At 63.3% G+C, this 20,059-nt stretch carries 17 protein-coding genes and 1 riboswitch; of the genes, 10 read left to right on the top strand and 7 right to left on the bottom strand.

Annotation, left to right across the window (positions count from 1 at the left end; genetic code table 11):
* Nucleotides 1–313: 313 nt before the first annotated feature.
* Entirely contained in the window at nucleotides 314–496 is a 183-nt protein-coding gene (locus ACR0R4_RS11590) for a hypothetical protein (RefSeq protein ID WP_433647606.1), read from the bottom strand.
* Between the two features lie 188 nt (nucleotides 497–684).
* On the opposite strand from ACR0R4_RS11590, the gene ACR0R4_RS11585 reads away from it, so the two are divergent.
* Together ACR0R4_RS11585 and ACR0R4_RS11580 are read left to right on the top strand one after the other, a co-directional pair.
* Entirely contained in the window at nucleotides 685–2,895 is a 2,211-nt protein-coding gene (locus ACR0R4_RS11585) for an NADP-dependent isocitrate dehydrogenase (RefSeq protein ID WP_433647605.1), read from the top strand.
* A 437-nt stretch (nucleotides 2,896–3,332) separates the two neighbouring features.
* Nucleotides 3,333–4,205 carry an oxygenase MpaB family protein gene (locus tag ACR0R4_RS11580; protein WP_433647604.1) on the top strand — a complete coding sequence of 291 codons (873 nt, stop codon included), beginning with the start codon at nucleotides 3,333–3,335 and terminating at the stop codon, nucleotides 4,203–4,205.
* A gap of 38 nt (nucleotides 4,206–4,243) precedes the next feature.
* Here ACR0R4_RS11580 and ACR0R4_RS11575 read toward each other — a convergent pair whose 3' ends face one another.
* On the bottom strand, nucleotides 4,244–4,405 hold the full coding sequence (locus tag ACR0R4_RS11575; protein ID WP_433647603.1) for a hypothetical protein: 162 nt from the start codon (nucleotides 4,403–4,405) through the stop codon (nucleotides 4,244–4,246).
* Nucleotides 4,406–4,501: 96 nt separating this feature from the next.
* Between ACR0R4_RS11575 and ACR0R4_RS11570 the strand changes: the two genes are divergently transcribed.
* From ACR0R4_RS11570 to ACR0R4_RS11550, 5 genes are all read left to right on the top strand, one after another.
* Nucleotides 4,502–5,395: a dihydrodipicolinate synthase family protein gene (locus ACR0R4_RS11570; RefSeq protein ID WP_433647602.1), complete on the top strand. Its 894-nt coding sequence runs from the start codon at nucleotides 4,502–4,504 to the stop codon at nucleotides 5,393–5,395.
* A gap of 32 nt (nucleotides 5,396–5,427) precedes the next feature.
* Nucleotides 5,428–5,494, top strand: a riboswitch (guanidine-III (ykkC-III) riboswitch).
* A gap of 10 nt (nucleotides 5,495–5,504) precedes the next feature.
* A complete protein-coding gene (locus ACR0R4_RS11565; RefSeq protein WP_433647601.1) occupies nucleotides 5,505–5,819 on the top strand; it encodes a DMT family transporter in 315 nt (104 codons plus the stop codon).
* 1 nt (nucleotide 5,820) lies between these two features.
* On the top strand, nucleotides 5,821–6,177 hold the full coding sequence (locus tag ACR0R4_RS11560; protein ID WP_433647600.1) for a DMT family transporter: 357 nt from the start codon (nucleotides 5,821–5,823) through the stop codon (nucleotides 6,175–6,177).
* 313 nt (nucleotides 6,178–6,490) lie between these two features.
* Nucleotides 6,491–9,214, top strand: coding sequence for a helix-turn-helix transcriptional regulator (locus ACR0R4_RS11555; protein ID WP_433647599.1), 2,724 nt, complete (start codon nucleotides 6,491–6,493; stop codon nucleotides 9,212–9,214).
* A gap of 21 nt (nucleotides 9,215–9,235) precedes the next feature.
* The gene (locus ACR0R4_RS11550) at nucleotides 9,236–9,829 is read left to right on the top strand and encodes a hypothetical protein (RefSeq protein ID WP_433647598.1); all 594 of its coding nucleotides are present in this window, start codon (nucleotides 9,236–9,238) and stop codon (nucleotides 9,827–9,829) included.
* 29 nt (nucleotides 9,830–9,858) lie between these two features.
* Here the strand turns inward: ACR0R4_RS11550 and ACR0R4_RS11545 are convergent, their stop codons facing one another.
* Nucleotides 9,859–10,341, bottom strand: a complete 483-nt coding sequence (locus tag ACR0R4_RS11545; RefSeq protein ID WP_433647597.1) for an ATP-dependent zinc protease family protein — start codon at nucleotides 10,339–10,341, stop codon at nucleotides 9,859–9,861.
* Between the two features lie 25 nt (nucleotides 10,342–10,366).
* Between ACR0R4_RS11545 and ACR0R4_RS11540 the strand changes: the two genes are divergently transcribed.
* On the top strand, nucleotides 10,367–11,596 hold the full coding sequence (locus ACR0R4_RS11540; protein ID WP_433647596.1) for a RimK family alpha-L-glutamate ligase: 1,230 nt from the start codon (nucleotides 10,367–10,369) through the stop codon (nucleotides 11,594–11,596).
* Here the strand turns inward: ACR0R4_RS11540 and ACR0R4_RS11535 are convergent.
* Both ACR0R4_RS11535 and ACR0R4_RS11530 read right to left on the bottom strand, forming a co-directional pair.
* Entirely contained in the window at nucleotides 11,593–12,300 is a 708-nt protein-coding gene (locus ACR0R4_RS11535) for a YceI family protein (RefSeq protein ID WP_433647595.1), read from the bottom strand. The genes ACR0R4_RS11540 and ACR0R4_RS11535 overlap by 4 nt on opposite strands.
* An 85-nt stretch (nucleotides 12,301–12,385) precedes the next feature.
* Nucleotides 12,386–15,040 carry an aminotransferase class I/II-fold pyridoxal phosphate-dependent enzyme gene (locus ACR0R4_RS11530; protein WP_433647621.1) on the bottom strand — a complete coding sequence of 885 codons (2,655 nt, stop codon included), beginning with the start codon at nucleotides 15,038–15,040 and terminating at the stop codon, nucleotides 12,386–12,388.
* Nucleotides 15,041–15,388: 348 nt separating this feature from the next.
* Between ACR0R4_RS11530 and ACR0R4_RS11525 the strand changes: the two genes are divergently transcribed.
* Both ACR0R4_RS11525 and ACR0R4_RS11520 read left to right on the top strand, forming a co-directional pair.
* Nucleotides 15,389–16,834: an NAD(P)H-quinone dehydrogenase gene (locus tag ACR0R4_RS11525; RefSeq protein WP_433647594.1), complete on the top strand. Its 1,446-nt coding sequence runs from the start codon at nucleotides 15,389–15,391 to the stop codon at nucleotides 16,832–16,834.
* Entirely contained in the window at nucleotides 16,831–17,238 is a 408-nt protein-coding gene (locus tag ACR0R4_RS11520) for a cupredoxin domain-containing protein (RefSeq protein WP_433647593.1), read from the top strand. Before ACR0R4_RS11525 ends, ACR0R4_RS11520 begins: the two co-directional genes overlap by 4 nt.
* Before the next feature lie 4 nt (nucleotides 17,239–17,242).
* On the opposite strand, the gene ACR0R4_RS11515 is transcribed toward ACR0R4_RS11520, so the two are convergent.
* Nucleotides 17,243–18,226, bottom strand: coding sequence for an LLM class flavin-dependent oxidoreductase (locus ACR0R4_RS11515; RefSeq protein ID WP_433647592.1), 984 nt, complete (start codon nucleotides 18,224–18,226; stop codon nucleotides 17,243–17,245).
* 28 nt (nucleotides 18,227–18,254) lie between these two features.
* Entirely contained in the window at nucleotides 18,255–20,024 is a 1,770-nt protein-coding gene (locus ACR0R4_RS11510) for an acetyl/propionyl/methylcrotonyl-CoA carboxylase subunit alpha (protein ID WP_433647591.1), read from the bottom strand.
* Nucleotides 20,025–20,059: the final 35 nt, after the last annotated feature.

The raw sequence follows: 20,059 nt of genomic DNA, 5'->3' as shown, positions 1-20,059 counted from the left end.
GCGTGGCGTGCATCCTCGCGCTGACGCGCGTGCGGGTGCCCGCCACCGCGCCGCGCGGCCCGCCAGCGCCCCAAAAACCGCGAATCGTAGTCGCAGAATGTGAAACTGAAAATCGAAAGGTCACCGGATCGATGCCGGTCGGAGCCACGTAGCGGAGATTACACCGCTGCTGAACCCTCAAGAGGCTTCTACTTGCGGGGGTTCTTTTATTTTCCCTGGTCAGCGGTGGGTTTCGCCGCTGTTTGAGCGAGCGCAGCAAGTTGATTTTGAGGCACTAACCGTACTCAAAGGCGGGGCGCATCTGGGCGCTGTGTCACATCTTGCCGTATCCGCTGCCGTGTGTGAGTCCGTCGAACACGGCGGCGGCTCGCCTGGCGACGTCCTCGCGAGTTCGAGAGTGGCGCTCGGTGACTTGCAGGCTCGAATGCCCGAGCACTGCCTGCGCATCCGGGGCCGATGCGCCCGCGTCGAACAGGATTGCGGCGAATGCGCACAACCGCCGCAAACCGAGGTGCTGGGAGCATTGTCTCCACCGCTGACCGCCATCATCGTGTCGCGGGTCTAAGAGTTGAAATGATGGCGCTGTGCCGGAGTCAATTTCTCTCGACATCAAAATACTTTCCGTAAGTTCTGTAGACTTTTCGAAGAAGAAGATTTGATTTTGGATATGGAGAGCAGACTGCCGTGAGCGAACCCGTGATCATCTACACGCACACCGACGAGGCTCCCGCACTTGCGACCGCCTCTTTCCTTCCGATTGTAGAGAAGTTCACCCGAGCGGGGAATATCGCAGTCGAGGCTCGAGACATCTCGCTCGCCGCACGCATCCTCGCGGAGTTTCCGCAGAACCTCAAGACCGAGCAGCAGGTCTCCAATGCGCTGGCGGAGCTTGGCGCGCTCGCGACCGAGCCCGAGGCCAACATCATCAAGCTTCCGAATATCTCCGCTTCAATACCGCAGTTAAAGGCCGCGATCGCCGAGCTCCAAGCCAAGGGTTACGACATCCCCGACTACCCTGACGAACCGGCGGATGTCGAGGAGCACTACATCGCTTCCCGGTACGGCAAAATCAAGGGATCAGCCGTGAATCCGGTGCTGCGTGAGGGAAACAGCGATCGTCGAGCCCCCCAATCGGTGAAGAACTACGCTCGCAAGCACCCGCATCTGAACAAGCCATTTTCACAGGGTTCGAAGACCCGGGTAATGACAATGGGGCAGGATGACTTTTTCTCAAATGAACAGTCGGTAGTCCTTGCAGAGGAAGACGAGTTGCAGATTCGCTTCGTCGCGGATGACGGCACCCAGACAGTGCTGAAAGACAGCCTGAAGGTACTCAAGGGCGAGGTCGTTGATGCCACATTCATGTCTGCGAAGGCTCTTGACAGGTTTCTTGCCGACACGATCGAACAGGCGCAGGCCGAGGATGTGCTCTACTCGTTGCACCTTAAAGCCACGATGATGAAGGTCAGTGACCCGATCATGTTCGGTCACGCGGTGAAGGCCTTCTTCAAAGACGTGTTCGACAAGCACGCGGGTGCACTCGAAGAGGCTGGTCTCACACCGAACAACGGCCTCGGTGCGATTCTTGACGGCCTGAATGAGGTGCCCGGTGGTCAGGTGATTGCCGATGATATTGCGGCTGTGATCGCGCGGGGCCCGCGCTTGTCCTACGTGAACAGCGACAAGGGCATCACAAACCTGCACGTTCCCTCCGACGTGATCGTCGATGCCTCGATGCCGGCGCTCTTTCGAAATGGTGGCAAGCTCTGGGGTGCAGACGGAGCCGAAGACGACACGATTGCCGTAATTCCCGATTCCTCCTACGCGGGGGTATACCAGGCCACTATCGAAGACATCATTGAGTACGGCCCGTTAGACCCTGCAACCATCGGAACGGTGCCAAACGTTGGCCTCATGGCGCAAGCAGCCGAGGAGTACGGTAGCCATGACAAGACCTTCGAGATCACGGGTGGCGGGCGCGTCGAGGTGCTGAACAGTGCTGGCGACGTACTGATGTCACACAACGTTGAGACTGGTGACATCTGGCGCGCAACGCAAGCCAAAGATCTACCGATTCGCGACTGGGTGAAGCTCGCCGTTACTCGGGCCCGTGCCACTGGTGTGCCCGCAGTGTTCTGGCTCGACGAAGATCGCGCGCATGACGCGTCGCTCATCGCGAAGGTGAATACTTACCTCGCCGACCATGACACCACAGGCCTCACGATCAAGATTTTGAAACCAGAGCTCGCGACCCGCTACACCCTCGAACGCATCCGTCGCGGCGAAGACACCATCTCGGTCACCGGTAACGTGCTGCGCGATTACCTCACCGATCTGTTCCCGATTCTCGAGGTTGGCACGAGCGCCAAGATGCTCTCTATCGTTCCGCTGCTCGCGGGGGGCGGACTCTTTGAGACCGGTGCCGGAGGCTCTGCGCCCAAGCATGTGCAGCAGCTTGTTGAAGAGAATTATCTGCGCTGGGATTCGCTGGGCGAGTTCTTTGCGCTCGCTGCATCACTCGAGCACCATGCAGATCGCACCGGAAATTCAAAGGCACGTGTGCTCGCAGGGGCGCTCGACCGCGCGACCGGCACCTTCCTCGAAGAAGATCGCTCACCCGGGCGAAAGATTGGCACGATTGACAACCGCGGAAGCCATTTCTACCTCGCTCAGTACTGGGCTCAGGAGTTGGCGATGCAGACCGAAGACGCAGAGCTTGCATCGGTATTCGCGCCAGTTGCCCAGCAGCTCATCTCGAACGAGAGCAAGATCGTTGAAGAACTGCTCGCCGTACAAGGCAAGCCGGTCGAAATCGGTGGGTACTACCTTCCCGATGCCGATCTGGTTTCACAGGTGATGCGCCCGTCGGCCACGCTCAACGAGATCATCGGCTAGGCCAGTCGCTCGACACTCAAGTCTCCACCGGCCCGTGGTTTGCTGATTTCTGCGCCGAGTCTCTCGCGAGCGGGAGGATCTGTTCTGCCGCGGCAGAGCAGACTGCTAATTCCACCACCACATTCGCACCGAACTGCGGGCCGAGCCTACCCGAGAGTGTGGATCAGGCAGCTCGCTCGGCGCCGACGCGGAACACTTCGTTGGCACACGGTCGGTGCAAGTTCTGGTGGTCCTCATGCCCGTGGTGATCGTTCTCCGCGGACCCTGCGTGAGTCGTTTCGGTGAAATTTTTTGTACACGGTTTATATTTTCCTGTAAGTGGGTCTTTGTGAAATAAGCTCGAACTAACGCACCAACCGTCGACGGCAGCGAATGTGCTTCCGATCTCAGATGACGCGGCGCACTCGGCGCCTGGTGCTGGTTTCTAGGGGGAAACAATGACGGATGCCTACCCGAGCCGCACACTCGCAGACGCGCCGCGCGCAGACGACGGACATTACGGCCCGGACAGCGTCTCGTGGCGCGTGTTCGCAGATCCGGGCTCGATGCTTGGTGCGAAGAATGCCGTGTTTCTGCAGATGCTGGAGCCAGGCATGATGACCCACTTTGAGCGCGTCTCGCTCACCAGCGAGGGCCCCGAAGCGATGGCGGCCAGATTTGACCGCACGTCGGCCTATTTGCGCGACGCGATCTTCGCCGACAAAGCCCACGCGGATGCCGCCGCCGCGCATGTCGACCGGCTGCATGAGCACGCGAGCTGGACAAACCCGGAGACTGGTGAGGTCGTCAGCGCCAAGCAGCCCGCATGGCAGCGTTGGACCTGGTGGACGTATATCTGGTCGGCGGTGCGTGGCTACCAGGAGTTTGGCCCCGGCCTCTCAGTCGCAGACGCGGATCGGCTGGTGGTCGAATCTCGGCTCGGTGCCGAGAAGCTCTTCGTGCCCGGACCCTACTTCGATACATTCGCCGAACTCGACCAATACATTCGTGACGAGCTCAACACCAAAGCGCTGACCCTCTTTGCGGCGCTGGCGGGGCACGCGCTCCGCCATCCGGATGTAAAGGGGCCGCTCGCAAAGTGGGCCACGCGACGAGTGCTCAATGGCATTCTCTCGCTGCTTCCGGAAAGCGCCCGGCTCTTCTACGCAGTGGAGGATCGCAGCGCGAAGGAACTGGCACAGGGTGCACGCTTCACCAAATGGGTGGCGAAACTCGCACGCAAGAATCGATCGGCCGAACAACTGATCGCCGAGGCTGTCGGAGACTCGATCGCCAAGCCGTATCAGAGGGTCCGGGTGAAGAAGGCGTAAAGAGGGGGCGCGATCCGCCGATATTTGCAGACGGACGCTCACAACATTCTGATCAGTGACCGCTTCTTCTCGAAGTAGGCGTCGTCAGACATGGTGCCATTCGCGCGCTGCTCTTCGAGCTCGCGGATCGCCTCAATGACTGTGAGCTGCTGGTCTTCCCGGGTGCCAATGTGCAGTGTGGTTTCTTCTCGAATTCTCATGCTCGGCCTCCTCGTCGTACCCAAGAGCAGAATATGCGAATGGTCTGACATGTGCTCACAGGCCCTATCATCGAAGCGCACACCAGAGGGGGTTCCATGTTTTCCGGAATGAGCGCGTTTCCGTTGACTCCGCTGCTTGACGATGCAGTTGATGAGCGTGCATTCGCTGGGCTCGTACAGCGACTCGCTGCAGCCCGAGTCGATTCCATCACTGCGCTCGGTTCCACGGGCGTTGCTGCGTACCTTACGCTTGAGGAACGCGCTCGCGTGACTGCCCTCGCTGTCGAGCACGCACAGGGCATCCCAGTGATCGCCGGTGTGAGCGCGCTGCGTACCTCACATGTGCTTGCCAACGTGCGTGCTGCGGAGCGAGCCGGCGCGCAGGGTCTGCTTCTCGCACCAATGTCGTACCAACCGCTTCAAGACGGCGATGTGTTTGAGCTCTTTCGTTCGGTACTCGAAGCGACCAATCTGCCGGTCATCCTCTACGACAATCCCACGACGACCCATTTCACCTTCACTGACCAGCTATATGCTCGCATCGCAGAGCTTCCAGGCCTCGCGTCGATCAAGATCCCGGGGGTGACCCGAGATCCGGATGAGGCCCTCGCTCGCATTCAGCAGATACGAGCGCTCGTGCCGAAGCACGTAACGATCGGCATCTCAGGTGATGCGGTTGCTGTCGATGGATTGCTGGCTGGATGCGATTCCTGGTACTCGGTGGTGGGAGGCACGCTTCCCGAACTTGCGATGCAGATCACACAGCTTTCACTGAGCGGTCACACCGGCGACGCGCACGCAGCATCAGAGCGACTCAGGCCGCTGTGGGATCTGTTTGCCGAGTGCGGCGGAAGCTTGCGTGTCGTGGCGGCGATTGCTGAGCACCTGGGCTTGGTGGCTCCGCGCTGCCTGCCGCTGCCGATTCAGGGTCTCTCTCATGCGCAGCGGATACGCGTCGCGGAGGTGGTTGCGGACCTCCACCTCCGCTGAGTCTGGCGCGCCGAGGCTGGTAGCATCGGTGGATGGAACCCGACAACCGGGTTCGCGGACGAGGGAGCAGTACCCGCATCGCGACAAGACTGACTCGAAAGGGTTCGTCATGGCATGGTTGGTGCTGATCGTTTCCGGGATGCTTGAGGCGGTGTGGGCCGCGGCGCTCTCTGCCTCACAGGGGTTTACCAAATGGCGGCCCGCCGTGCTGTTCTTCGTGTCGTTGAGCGTCAGCATGATGGGCCTCGCCTGGGCGATGCTTTATCTGCCCGTCGGCACGGCCTATGCAGTGTGGGTCGGAATCGGTGCGACGCTCACGGTGGTCTGGGGGTTCGTCACCCGACAGGAGCGCCCGACGATCGCGAGAACTCTCCTGCTTCTCCTCCTGGTGGGCTGTGTGATCGGCCTGAAGGTGGTGAGCTGAGGTGCCGTGGATCGTGCTCTTGATGAGCGCGGTTCTTGAGGCAGTTTGGGCCACCGCACTCGGACTCTCGAACGGATTCACCGAACCAGTCCCCACCATCGTGTTCCTGATCGCGGCAGCGGCGAGCATGGTGGGGTTGGGTTGGTCGGTGCGGGAGATACCCATCGGTACCGGGTACGCGGTGTGGGTTGGGGTGGGGGCCGCGCTCACCGTGTCGTATGCGATGCTCACCGGGACTGAGAGCGTCTCCCTGTGGAAGATGCTCTTCATCGCCGGCATCATTCTCGCGGTCATCGGGTTGAAGCTCGTTCAGGGGCCAGCAAACACACGCGCCACGGTCGACCCAGAGTCGACGTAGGTCGTTAGCCGCTTGCGGCCGGTGTGGGAGAGTCGTTGCAGAAGCCGAAAGGGCCACCATCGTGCCCCAGACTCATGCGCAGTCTCTCAATACGCCGCGGGCATCTCGCGCAGCGGGAACACCTGAGCTTGCTATGAATTGTGTAGGAATTTTTCTCTTCATTTGCTCCAAAACACGTCACGAAATCTTAGACACTGTTGACATTTTGGTTCAAGTGGGCGAGCCTGTATGCATCAGTGATGATGCCGTGCCGGGGGGACACTATCGGGCGTAGCTTGCGCCCGCTTAAACCTTCCGGGGCAGGGGTGGTCGTATGGTCGAGGAAGTCTTTGAGTCGTCAGGGCAGGGGCTTTTTCGTGGCCTGACCCCAGTTTTCGACACGTCGGTGATGACCGAGCGGCTCAAAGCGGTCGTAGCGGCCGTGTCGCAGCCGGGAGCCTCGGTGTTGCTGCTCGGCGAGCCAGGGGCTGGCAAGTCGAGGCTCGCCGAAGCCGCCGCGTACACCCTCGAAGCGCAGGAAAGCCCGGAGTTCTTTGTCACCGTGATGTCAACACCGCCCGTCGAAACGAGCGGGATTGCGGCGGTGTTCGGATTCTACTTTCCCGAGATTCTTGAGGGGGAAGACGGGTCAGGCTTCTTGCAGAGCGGCTCGGTCTCGCCCCAGGTGTTCGCGACACGACTGATGAACGCGATCCGAAATCGAGCTGCCGGGCGGGAACCGGTTCTCGTGGTATCTGATGTTCACGCCTACGGACCTCTGCCGGCCTTCCTGCTCGAACATCTCGTGCGCTCGCGTGCTCTGCGTCTTATTGCGACCGCCCATCGGCTCACCGGCGCAGCGAGTCGCATGGGTCGAGACCCTCGCGTACAACGCATCACGGTCGGGCCGCTGAGTCTCGAGGAAGCGGATCTGTTTCTTTCCAGGCGCCTCGGTGTCTCGCACATCGCGACCGAGACGCTGCGTCGCTGGCACGCTGCGACGGCGGGCAATAGCTATGCGTTGGGTGTATTGGCGCTGTCTTGCGAACGACGGGGCGTGCTCAGAAGAAACCGTGGTCTTGCTTGGGTGCCACGAGGCGCCGACGATGCACCCGAGGAGTTCGCGGTGTTCGCGAGAGAAGCCTGCAGCGAAGCAGAGTTGCGCACGCTCGAACTCATCGCGCAGGCTGAACCACTGCTAGAAACACCGTTGCTGCAGCTGGTCGACCCGGGGTGCAGTGCCTCATTGATCGAGAAAGGCCTGGTGCGCAAGCGTCGGCACCCCAGCGGGAGCATCGCGCTTGAGACTGCGCACCCGATACTTGCTGCCGCGATCCGCGAGCATATGAATCGGGCCAGACAGGTCGAGCTCAGCGCGCAATTGTTTCATGCGCTGGATGCGGATCGGAGCCACTCGACCCTGATCTCGACACCGCAGCTTCTCACGCGATTGGTGGTGTTTGGCCTGGACAGTGGGCAGGACTTGCCGACCGCCTGGCTCTCACAGGCCTTCGCGTTCTTGCAGGGCGGATCGGATCCGAGGCTCCTCTTGCGAGTGTCGCTCGAACTGATCCACAGCTCCGATCCTGAGGAGGCGGCAGTCGTCGCGGTGCGAGCGGCGAGTTATGCGCGACTGCTTGGCGATCATCAGCGGCTTCAGCTTGCCATTGCCGGAATTCGCGACATCACGGCTGACCTGGCCCGCTTCGATGAGTTGCCGACCACACTCAAGACTCGGCTTCGCATCCTTCTCGTCGAACATGGATTTTGGGAGGGCAGCAGGATTGAAAGTGTGCTTCTCGAGTTGCAGGCTGTCAAGGATGCGCTCGGAGATTCCGATCCGGTGTCGCATGAGATGGTGCGAAGCTCCCGGTTGATTCTTCTGGCGTATGACGGTCGGCTTCGTGAGGCCGCACTCGAGAGCCCCGCGCCCGAGTCAGCATCACTCATCAACATCGAGTGGGTGCGTGCGCCCGCGAGAGCGGTTAATGCGCTCATTCAGCAGCAAGACGGCCAACTCGACGACGCAATACGGATCGCTGAAGAAGCCCGGGTGCTCTCCCTCTTGGGCGATCGGGTGCCGACAGGCACCGTAGATCTGCAAGGATTTTGCTTATTCTTTGGATTCTGGGCAAGCGGGAGTCGGGAAGCGGGGCGTCAGAGCCTCGAGGAATTGCGGGAAAGCGGCAGCGCCGATGTGCAAGCCGTGGTGTATCTCTCGGGTCTCGTGGAGTCAGGCTCAGCGCTGCTGGCTGCGCAGGAGGCGCGCTGGCGGGATGCCGCGGATCAAGCCGAACAGCTCCTCGACGGGCTCAAGGTCTACGACGGATACGGGCTGAGGCCCCTGCTGCATGCGGTGCACGCTCTCGCGCTCGCCGCATTAGGTGAGAGCGAGGTTGCCGTTTCTGAGTTGCGACGCGCCCACCGGGAAGAGCGGGGGGTCTCGCGCGCGGTCGAGGGGTTCCGTCGGCGCCTCATGGTGCGCACCATGCAATGGCTGAGAGTCGGAGACCCCGCCGCCGAGGCGCTGAGGATGGCTGAGTGGGCCCGTGAGCAGGGGGTGAGGCTCGTCGAGCTCGAGGCTTTGCACATGGTGGCACTCGAATCCCGTTCACTGGCACGCACCATCGAATCGCGGGCTCGGGAACTCGCCACGGCAATCGATCAACCCATCGGCGACGTGATCGTCAGCCACATCGAGAAGATCATTGCGGGAGTGCACCCCACCGATGTCGACGAACCAGAGGTGCGTCTTCTCTCGGAACTTGGCTTGTGGATCCCGCTGCCCCTTTCGGGCGGCCTGTCTGCGCGCGAGCGAGAGGTGGCACTGTTCGCATCGCTCGGGTACTCATCACGATTCATCGCTGAGCGCTTGCACCTGTCTGTGCGTACGGTCGACACGCACCTCGGGCACGTCTACGCGAAGTTGGGGGTGGAGGATCGTGACGGCCTCAGGCAATGGTTCGCAAACGATCGCCAATTCTCTCACCGGAACGGCGACGCGCAGGCGACTTCGGAGGCACCTCGGGGGGAATTTCCCGGGGTCTCTGCGGCGTAGCCGGTCACCTAGGATGTGCGCATGGGCAGAGCAGCGAAGAGTATCGAGACAGCCACCGGGCATCCATGGTTGGAATGGACCGAATGGCTCGAGGGTCAGGGCGCTTCCGCGCTCGCTCACGCGGAGTTGGCGCGCCTGGTGCTCGACCGCATTCGGCAGCTGGGCATTGAGCGGCATGCCAGCACCGGCGAGCCGTTGAACGACGGTTGGTGGGCGCAGACGATCGCCATCGACTACGAGCACGATCATGGCATGCGCGAGGTTGGCCAGGGGCACTTGGGCACGTTTGCCGCCTCGGCGTCGAAGACCATTCAGGGCACACTCGACGAGGCGCTGCGCGACTGGCTCGACGTGATGGCGGGTGTCACCGAGATAGATGGAGTGCCGTTGAGCGAGCAGCCGACAACTTCTGCCACCGAGAAGTGGCGCTATTGGCGGGTCTCGCTCGCAGACGGCACCCGAGCCCAGGTCGACATCTCCGCCAAACAGGTCGCAGAAGGTGCGCCCGCGAAGGCGGTCGTCTCGGTGCAGCACTCCAAGCTGGAGTCGGCAGACGATATTCCACCGAAAAAGGCCGCTTGGAAGGCACTGCTCAGCCAGCTCAATCTGAGGTAGAGGTTGCGCCCGAAGCGCCGAATCGGAGACTAGCGCGACTGGCCACGATTCTTGCGGCGGATCGCAGAGCTGGGCTTGCCGCCGAGGTACGAGGCGGCCGGATCCACGAGAAACCCCTGTCGGAGCGCCTCGCGGCCGATCAGCATGCGAAACACCATCTCGTGCCGACTCGTGAGCGTGAATTCGGCGGGAATCCGCCGGCCGAGCAACTCGATGTCCATGAGCACTACGAGGCGATCTTGTGAGTGCCCGGACGAGCTGCGCACCGTGCGCCGGTCGTGCACAGGGAGTTCAACCCGAAGCTCGTCATTGTCGTTATGTTGCCAAGGATGCACGGTAAAGCGCACCCAGTCTGATCCGTCGCGCGAAAACTCCTCAACGTCAGCGGCGTGCAGGGCAGAAGTCTGTGCACCGGTGTCAATTTTCGCCTTTATGTGCGACACGCCGATGTTCGGGAGGGTTACCCATTCACGCCACCCGGTGAGGGTGCTTGAATGGTGAGGTTCGTTCACCCTTCTATATTGGCAGGTACTTTACGTGAAACTCGCGATTCTCTCGCGCGCGCCCCAGGCGTACTCGACGCAGCGCCTCCTCGCAGCCGCCGTCGACCGTGGACATCGTGCGCGCGTGCTCAACACGTTGCGCTTCGCGATCGACCTCGCCGGTGATGAACCCGACCTGCGCTATCGGGGCAAGCCGCTGAGCGATTACGACGCGATCCTGCCGCGCATCGGCAACTCGATCACGTACTTCGGCACCGCCGTCGTGCGCCAATTCGAGCAGATGGACGTGTACACGCCGAACACCGCGAACGGCATCTCGAACGCGCGCGACAAGCTGCGCGCGACACAGATCTTGTCGCGACACAACATCGCCATGCCCGCGACAGCCTTCGTGCGTAACCGGGCCGACGTGCGCCCGGCGATCGAGAGCGTGGGTGGTGCGCCGGTCGTGATCAAGCTGCTGGAGGGCACCCAGGGCATCGGCGTGATTCTCGCGCCCCAGGTGAAGGTCGCGGAGGCCATCATCGAGACTCTGCACTCCACCCGGCAGAATGTGCTGATTCAGCGCTACGTGTCCGAGAGTCGCGGCCGCGACATTCGGGCGCTCGTCGTGGGTGACCGGGTGGTGGCCGCGATGCGCCGCATCGCCAGCGGTGACGAGTTCCGTTCGAACGTGCACCGCGGTGGCACCGTGGAGTCGGTGCAGCTCGAGCCGGCATACGAACAGGCGGCGGTGCGCGCGGCCCAGATCATGGGTTTGCGGGTCGCTGGCGTTGACATGCTCGAAGGTGATGAGGGCCCACTCGTGATGGAGGTGAACTCCTCGCCGGGATTGCAGGGCATCGAGAGCGCGACCGGTCTTGACGTTGCTGGTGCCATCATCGACTACATCGCACGGCAGGTCACCTTCCCCGAGATTGACGTGCGCGAGCGACTCAGCGTCTCGACCGGTTACGGTGTGGCGGAACTCGTGATGCACGGGGGAGCCGAACACCTGGGCAAGCCGCTGGGCGAACTCGGTCTGTGGGATCGTGACATTACCGTGCTCACCCTGCACCGGGGTGTGCAGGTCATTCCGAATCCTCGCAAGCACGTCGTGCTCGAACCGGAAGATCGCCTGCTGTGCTTTGGGAAGCTGGAAGAGATGCGGTCGATGATCCCTGAGCGTCCCAAGCGCCGCGCCCGGGTGCGCAAGCTGCCGAAAGAGATTCAGGCGCTGGCCGATGGTGACCGGGTGGATCCGCGATCCACCCACGGCGACTAACCCCGCCGCGCGACCAACTCGAACTCGACGAAGCCCTGGTTCTCCACTGACACGAACCCGAGGCTGGGTGCCTGCACGCCGAAATCGGAAAACGCGATCGGAATCTGGCCTGCGACCTCGGCGGTCGCACCATCCGTGCGCACCTGCGCGGTGAAGGTGACGGGCTTCGTGACGCCAGCGATGGTGAGCTCGCCCACGAACTGCTGCTCAACGGTCTCACCCACGATTGGCGCCTCTGCCGCGACGGTCGGCTGGGTGAGGCGGAACGTGGCCGTCGGGTGCTCGGAGGTGCGCAGCGCGGTGTCGCGGAAGTAGCTGTCGCGCTGTGGGCTATCCGTGGATATCGAGCCGACGTCGACCGTGAACTCGGCCTCAGTCAGCGTGAGCTCACTCACCGTGAGGGTTCCCTCAACCTGCGAGGTGCGTCCAGTGACGGTGACATCGGTGCCGTTGAGCACCTCGTCGACTCGGTAACCGGCGACTGAGCCTTCGCTCAGCTTCCACGTACCGCTCAGGCTCGCAGCATCAAGCTGGGCTTCGTCTCCCATCGAGAGCGTCGTGTCATCGGCAGTGAGCAGCGGGGTCTCTGCCGGTGGAGGGGCGAGAAAGTCGCGGTAGACAGCAGGCCCAACGGTCACCGCGATCACACTGACAGCGATGATGCCGACGACTACTGAGATCGCGATCTTCGTTCGTTTGGTCATCTATGTTCCGCCTGCCCTGCATCGACTCTTGATGCCCACCAGGATGCCCTCCATGCCCATGAAGTGCCTGGGAGGAGAGTCTTCGCTACCCTCGCAGCACCCGAAACCCACGCACGGGATCATAGCCGTGGATCTCGCGGGTATCGAGCACCGCCATGAAATCGAGAATCTCGGGCGTGATCACTTGCCCCGGCACGAGCACCGGGAACCCAGGCGGGTACGGGGTTACGAACCCGCCGCTCACCGGCACCTCGCCGCGATCCACACGTTCGCGCAGTTCGGAAATGAGCACGTGCTCGACCGCCGCGCGCCGCTGACCCTTGAAGAAAGCCGCGCGCATGTCGCCATCGGGCAACTGACCGTCGGTCGAGTAGCCAGTGGAAAACGAGCTGAAGTCGGGGAGCGGTGGCATTGCGACCTCGCCGGGAAGTGGCAGATCGGGATCGCGCTGCGCCTTGTCTTCCTCGAAGCGCTCGGCCAGCTTCACGAGCACCTCGATAAGGTAGGCGATCGCGCTGCGCGAAGTGCCGATGTTCGTCATGAACAGCACGGTGTTGCGGCTGGTCTTGTTGACCTGCACGCCGTAGCGATCCATCAGATAATCGTGTTTAAACGTGTCTCCGTCGACGCCGGTGCGGCTGATCTCAATGGTGATTCGGCTCGGGTCGACCACAAACTCATCGGTCGACCAGGCCTGCCACATCGTCGCGAGTCCGTCGCGCAGCGGCATCGGGCGACCAGCCTCGCGGTACTCCGCGGGGATGAGGTCGTGCGCGGTGAGCACCCGAAACGTGCGGCGCAGCAGCGGGTGGCGCGCGACAGCTTGGCACAGGCTCGTGGCCAGGTCGAGCTGCCGTTGCACCAACTCGAAGCCCTCGAGCTCAACCTGGCGGCGTCCGAGATCCAGCGAAGTGAGGATCTGGTAGTTCGGGGAGGTCGTTGTGTGCGTCATGTATGCCTCGTGGAACGGCTCCTCGGCCTCCCGCACCCAATCCTGGTCGTAGACGTGGATCATCGATCCCTGTCGCAGCGACGTCAGCGTCTTGTGCGTCGATTGGGTAGCGTAAACACGCAGGCGCGCATCGGGTGCGGGTACCAGTCGCTCACTCAACCACACCTCGTCGGGAGCGGGATTCCCGTCGGCGTCGAAGAGCCGCTCTCGCTGGGAATGATAGTCGGAGGCATGCTGCGAGCTCTTCAGCCGCTCTTCGAGGCGCTTCGCGGCCGCCATTGCGGTGCGACGGCGGGTCACCGGGTGGAAGGCAGCAAACGCGAACCACGCCTCGTCCCAGAGGAACACGAGATCCGGCTTGATCGCGAGGCACTCGGCCATGACACGCTCGGGGTCATACACGATCCCGTCGAACGTGCAGTTGGTGAGGGTCACCATTCGCACCTCGTCAAGGCGTCCAGCCGCGCGGTAGTCGAGGAGCATCTGCTTGATGCGGCTGAGGGGAACCGCCCCGTAGAACGCAAACTCGTTCAGCGGGTAGGCCTCAAGGTACGCCGGGCGCGCACCGGTCAGCATCACCGCATGGTGATGGGACTTGTGGCAGTTGCGATCCACCAATACCACCTCGTTGGGCGACACGAGAGCCTGATGCACGATCTTGTTGGCGGTCGACGTGCCGTTGGTCACGAAGAAGGTGTGTTTCGCGCCGAACGCGCGAGCCGCGAGATCCTGCGCCTTTTTCAGCGTGCGCACTGGGGCGAGCAGCGAATCGAGACCTCCCGAGGTGGCGCTGGTCTCGGCAAGCAACAGGTTGAGGCCGTAGAAGTCGGCCAGGTCGGTGATCCACTTCGAACCCACGACAGAACCGCCACGGGCGATGGGCAGGGCGTGAAACACGCCGACCGGTCGCCTGGCGTGATCCTGGATCGCGCTAAAGAATGGTGTGTCGTAGAGGTGCGAGATGCGGCGCAGCAACGTGAGGTGCAACTCGAGGTGGTCTTCGCGGCGGAAGACGCGACGGAAGCGACGAGTGAGCGCGCTCGCCAGGTCTTCGATGTGCGCCCCTGCCATGAGGTAGAGGTCGAGCTCGGGGCGAAGGGTGGCGAGGGTATCGGCGAGGCCGAGCACGCGCTGAATCATCGCCAGCGAGCTCTTCGCCGATGCGGGCTGTGTGCCCGATTCGGCGCGGGCTAGCGCGATGGTCTCGCGCAGATCGCGGCTGAGGTGCTGCTTGGAGTGCTCGGTGAAGCCGGGGCGCACCACCACCGCGAGGATGTTGGGGTTGGTGAGTACCGCGGCAACCGCGTCGTCGGCAGAGGGAACGATGACGTAGTCGTAGACGAAGGGATCGCCGCTACTGCGAAGTTGTCTCACCTCTTGGCGGATCGCATCACGATCGGCCTCGGTGGTTTCGTCGACGATCAGCACCTCGAACCGGGGGCGAGAATCAACATCGTCGTCGAGCTCAACACGCTCGACCTCGTCGAGGTACTGATCGCGGGGCGTCTCAGGGATGGTGCTGCGGCGGATGCGATTGACCACACGGCCGATGCGATCCAAAGCGGCCTGCGTGTCGCCCTTGTGGAGCAGATTGGTGATCTCGACCACGTAGCGCTGCCCAAAACCGGCCCAGTACATCTCGATGGTCTCGAGGGCGCGAAGCAGCCGCGAGATCTCCCCGTCTGCCTCAAGCGCGCTCGATCCCGGGGTGCCGTGTACGAGCAGCTTGACCGCCGAACGGAGGTATTCCCAAGCGTCACTGCGCATGCGCCAGGTGCTAGAGGGCATTCCGGGATCGCGCTCAAGCCGTGCCTCCCCGCCTCTCGACAACGTGTCGGGCGGTGACGGTGCGAAGGGCGTGGCGTGCAGGCCTTCGTTTAATTCCGCGCGCATCGAATCCAGGAGCGGCATTGGCAGGGTCCTTCCCACGTCGGTGCCCAGAAAACAGTCTCGGTGGCGACGACGCAAACGAAACTTTAGGGGTTATGCACCGAGTGTACGCCCCATCCATGCTTGTGGTTGCATGCGGACCGCAGGTGCGGTGAAGAAATAGTGCGTTCTTTCCGGAGGAAAGCGACCCTGTGCTGGGTGCGCTGCCCGCGAAGGGTTGGCGCGACACGGCCTAGGATTGACTCCATGGTCCAGGCTTATGAACGCAAGCATCGAATCGTTGTTCTCGGCGGTGGCCCGGGCGGGTACGAAGCCGCCTTGGCGGGGGCGCAACTCGGTGCCGAGGTCACGCTCATTGAGCGCTCGGGGGTGGGCGGTGCTGCTGTGCTCACAGATGTCGTGCCCTCGAAGAGCCTGATCGCGACGGCAGGTGCCGCACGGGCAGTGCGGGAGTCGGGAAACCTCGGTGTGCAGGCGTTTCTGCCCGGAGCTGACGGCAAGCCGATCCGCCCCGAAATTGCGTTGAACCTCGCGGCGGTGAACAAACGGCTCACTGCCATGGCCGCGGCGCAATCAATTGACATGCAGACGACTCTTGAAGACGCCGGTGTGCGCGTGGTGCACGGTGACGGTCGCCTTGACGGGCCCAATGCCGTACTCGTCTCAACCGCGAGCGGCGGCGAGGGTACCGATTTTGACCGGATCGAGACGGACACACTCGTGGTGGCCGTTGGGGCGCGGCCTCGCGAGCTTGACTCGGCGAAGCCCGACGGCGAACGCATTCTGAATTGGAAACAGCTCTACGACCTCACCACGTTGCCCGAGCATCTCATTGTGGTGGGCTCTGGCGTGACCGGGGCCGAGTTCGCGAACGCGTATCGCACGCTCGGTACGGAGGTCACGCTGGTCTCGAGTCGCGAGCGGGTGCTTCCCGGCGAAGATCCCGATGCTGCGACCGTGATCGAGAATGAGTTCAAACGCATCGGCATGACGGTGATGTCGAAGTCGCGAGCCGAATCAGTCACCCGCACCGACTCCGGGGTGCTGGTGCGGTTGGCCGACGGCAGCACCATCGAGGGCTCCCACTGCCTCATGGCGGTCGGCTCGATCCCGAACACCGTGGGCATCGGCCTGCGTGCCGCGGGCGTGGAACTCACCGACAGCGGCCACATTCGGGTCAATAAGGTCGCGCGCACCGCTGTGCCCTCGATCTACGCGGCTGGAGACTGCACCGACTTCTATCCGCTCGCTTCGGTCGCCTCAATGCAGGGGCGCACCGCGATTATGCACGCACTCGGGGACTTTGTGCGTCCGATCGACCTGCGCAACGTCGCGGCGAACGTGTTTACCCACCCCGAGATCGCGAACGTGGGCTGGAACGAGCGCACCCTCGCCGATGCCACTGGCATGGCAAGGTCGGTGCAGTACACGATTCCATTGAACATCAATCCGCGGGCCAAAATGATGGGCATCAAAGACGGGTTCGTGAAGCTCTTCGCGTGGGAGGCATCGCGCACCGTGATCGGCGGGGTCATCGTCGCTCCACGGGCGAGTGAATTGATCTTTCCGCTCGCGCTCGCCGTCGAGCACCGACTCACGGTCGATCAGGTGGCCTCTGCCTTCGCCGTGTATCCTTCGCTTTCCGGTGCCATCACCGACGCGGCGCGGGCGATGCACGCGAGCCAGCTGTGACCGGGCGCTCCCCATTCGGGGGTGGATCGGCCAGGTCGCCCTGGCGGATGCTCCTGCGCGGCCTTGCGGCCACACTCGCGGTGCTCGCCCTCAGCTTGGTGACCGCGTGCTCTGGCCAGGTGAAGCCCGACGTGGTGCCCTCGGCCGAGGGTGTGGACGCAGCAGTCGTGGTCACGGTGATCGACAACCGATACGAGCCCGCACTCGTGGAAATCGAAGTGGGTGACGCGGTGCGTTGGGAATTCCGGGGCAGCATGGAGCACGACGTGGTCGGGGCTGACGGCAGCTTCGTGAGCGACCTGACCACGAAGGGAAGCTACACCTACGTGTTCGACACTGCGGGGGAGTTCGCCTACGATTGCTCGGTTCATCCCGAGATGACGGGCCTCGTTCGGGTGAAGTAGGGGTTCAGCCCAGCGGCGCGGCGATGCGCAGCGAGGTGAGCTGTTCGGCGCGGGTCGGGGCGGGGTGCACGGTCATCAGTTCGTCCGCCTCGGCGTGGGCTGCGAACGCCGCCAGCTCTTCCTGCACCCGCTCGCGCCCGCCGAGCGCCGTGTACGTGAGCATCTTGCGGATCTCCTGCGCGGCGGGGCTGTCGAACAACTTCCGCGCCTCGGCCTCGGTGAGTTCGACCTCGCGGCCGCGGGAGAGGAAGCGACGCACACGCTCGAGCTCGGTGCGGGCGAAGAGCGCCTCCGCGGCTGCGTCGGTGTCCGCGGCCACGACGTTGATGCCTGCGATGACGTAGGGCTCAGGGTGGCGCGCGCTGGGCACGAAGTTGCTGCGATAGTGTCGCACCGCCGAGCCGAGAGCCTGCGGGGCGAAGTGAGAGGCGAACGCATACGGCAGCCCGAAGTGCGCGGCCAGGTTCGCGCCGAACAGACTTGACCCCAAGATGAACATGGGCACGTTCGTGCCGCGCCCCGGGTATGCATTGACCGCGGTGCGCGGTAGCTCATCAGAGAGCAACTGCTGCAGCTCACGCACGTCAGCCGGGAAGGTCTCTGCCGCGCTGTGGCTGCGGCGCATCGCACGGAACGTCGCCATATCGCTCCCGGGCGCCCGCCCGAGCCCGAGGTCTATGCGCCCCGGGTGGAGCTCGGCGAGCATGCCGAACTGCTCAGCGATGACGAGGGGGGAGTGGTTGGGCAGCATGACACCACCAGCACCCAGGCGGATCCGCTCGGTGTGCGCTGCGACGTGAGCAATGAGCACCGCGGTTGCGCTCGACGCGATCGCCGACATGTTGTGATGCTCGGCATACCAGACTCGCTCGTACCCGAATTTCTCGGCGGATCGCGCCAGATCGACCGAGTGCTGAAGCGCCGCGGCGATGTCTCCGGACTCTTCTACGGTGGCAAGATCGAGGACGGAGAGCGGCACGCGTGTCATGCCCGGTGCAACGCCGGGCGGGCGTGCCCTATTCCGAGTCGGCCTTCACCTCGAGCAGCAGGTGGCCGGAGGGCACCGTCTGACCCACGGGTGCGTCGATGCCGGACACGATGCCGTCGTGCGGGGCATAGATCGACTGCTCCATCTTCATCGCCTCGAGCACCACGACGAGCTCGCCGCTGGAGACGCGCTGTCCTTCTTCAACTGCGAGCTTGACGACCGTCGCTTGCATGGGCGCGGTCACCGCGTCACCCGCGATACCGTGTGCCGAAGATCCTTTTGCGCGGCGCGGGGCGGGCCCCCGCGTAACATCTTGGTCGCCCAGCGGAATGAGCCGTGCGGGCATGCTCACTTCGACCCGGCGCCCCGAGACCTCGACGACGACCGTCTGGCGCTTCGGATCCTGCGCGAGAGCGGCCACCTCACCCTCCCAAGGCTCGATGTCGTTCTCAAACTCGGTCTCGATCCACAGGGTGTAAATGCCGAAAGTGCCGTTCTCCGCGGTGAACGCGGGGTCACGCACGATTTTGCGGTGGAACGGCAGCACGGTGGGGAGGCCCTGAACCTCGAACTCGTCGAGCGCCCGACGGGCGCGCTCGAGCGCCTGCGTGCGGGTGGCACCGGTGACGATGATCTTGCCGAGCATGGAATCAAAGGCGCCCGAGATGACATCTCCCGACGCAACGCCGGTGTCGATGCGCACACCCGGGCCGCAGGAGGCCTTGAACTGGGTGACCGGGCCCGGAGCGGGAAGGAACCCGTTGCCCGGATCTTCGCCGTTGATGCGGAACTCGAAGGAGTGCCCGTGCGCGATCGGATCGTCGTAGTCGATGACCCCGCCCTCGGCGATGCGGAACTGCTCACGCACCAAATCGATCCCGGTGATTTCTTCGCTTACGGGATGCTCGACCTGTAGTCGCGTGTTCACCTCGAGGAACGACACGGTGCCGTCTCTGGCGACGAGGAACTCGCAGGTGCCGGCACCGACATAGCCGACCTCACGCAGGATTGCCTTTGAGGCGCGGTACAGCTCGGCATTCTGCTCGTCGGTGAGGAACGGTGCGGGTGCCTCTTCAACCAGCTTCTGGTGTCGGCGCTGAAGTGAGCAATCACGAGTGGAAATAACCACCACGTTGCCGTGCTGATCGGCCAGGCACTGCGTCTCCACGTGGCGTGGCTTGTCGAGATATTTCTCGACGAAGCACTCGCCGCGACCAAAGGCTGCGACGGCCTCTCGCGTCGCCGACTCGAAGAGCTCGGCAACCTCCTCGCGCGTGTAGGCGACCTTCAACCCGCGCCCGCCACCGCCAAACGCAGCCTTGATCGCCACGGGCAGACCGTGCTCGTCAGCAAATGCGAGCACCTCGTCGGCTCCCTGCACCGGGTTGATCGTGCCGGCCGCGAGCGGCGCGCCGACCTTTTCGGCCACGTGCCGCGCAGAGACCTTGTCGCCCAGCTGCTCGATCGCCTCGGGTGTGGGGCCGATCCACGTGAGGCCTGCGGCGATAACGGCCCGCGCGAACTCGGCATTCTCGGCGAGGAAACCGTAGCCGGGGTGGATCGCGTCGGCTCCGGAGCGCCGGGCGACACCCAGAATCTTCTCGATGACGAGGTAGGTGTCGGCGCTGGTCGCGCCGTTCAGCGCGTACGCCTCGTCGGCGAGCTGCGCGTGCATGGCATCGCGATCTTGGTCGGCGTAGACGGCGACTGAGGCGATGCCGCTGTCAGCAGCGGCGCGAATAATGCGGACGGCGATCTCACCGCGGTTGGCGATGAGGACTTTACGGATACGCGACATGATCTCCAGCCTATTGGAGGCGGGGGCCTGGCCGT

Source organism: Leucobacter fengyongliangi (assembly GCF_050971685.1).
Lineage (GTDB): Bacteria > Actinomycetota > Actinomycetes > Actinomycetales > Microbacteriaceae > Leucobacter.
This window is presented reverse-complemented; position numbering and strand designations above follow the sequence as displayed.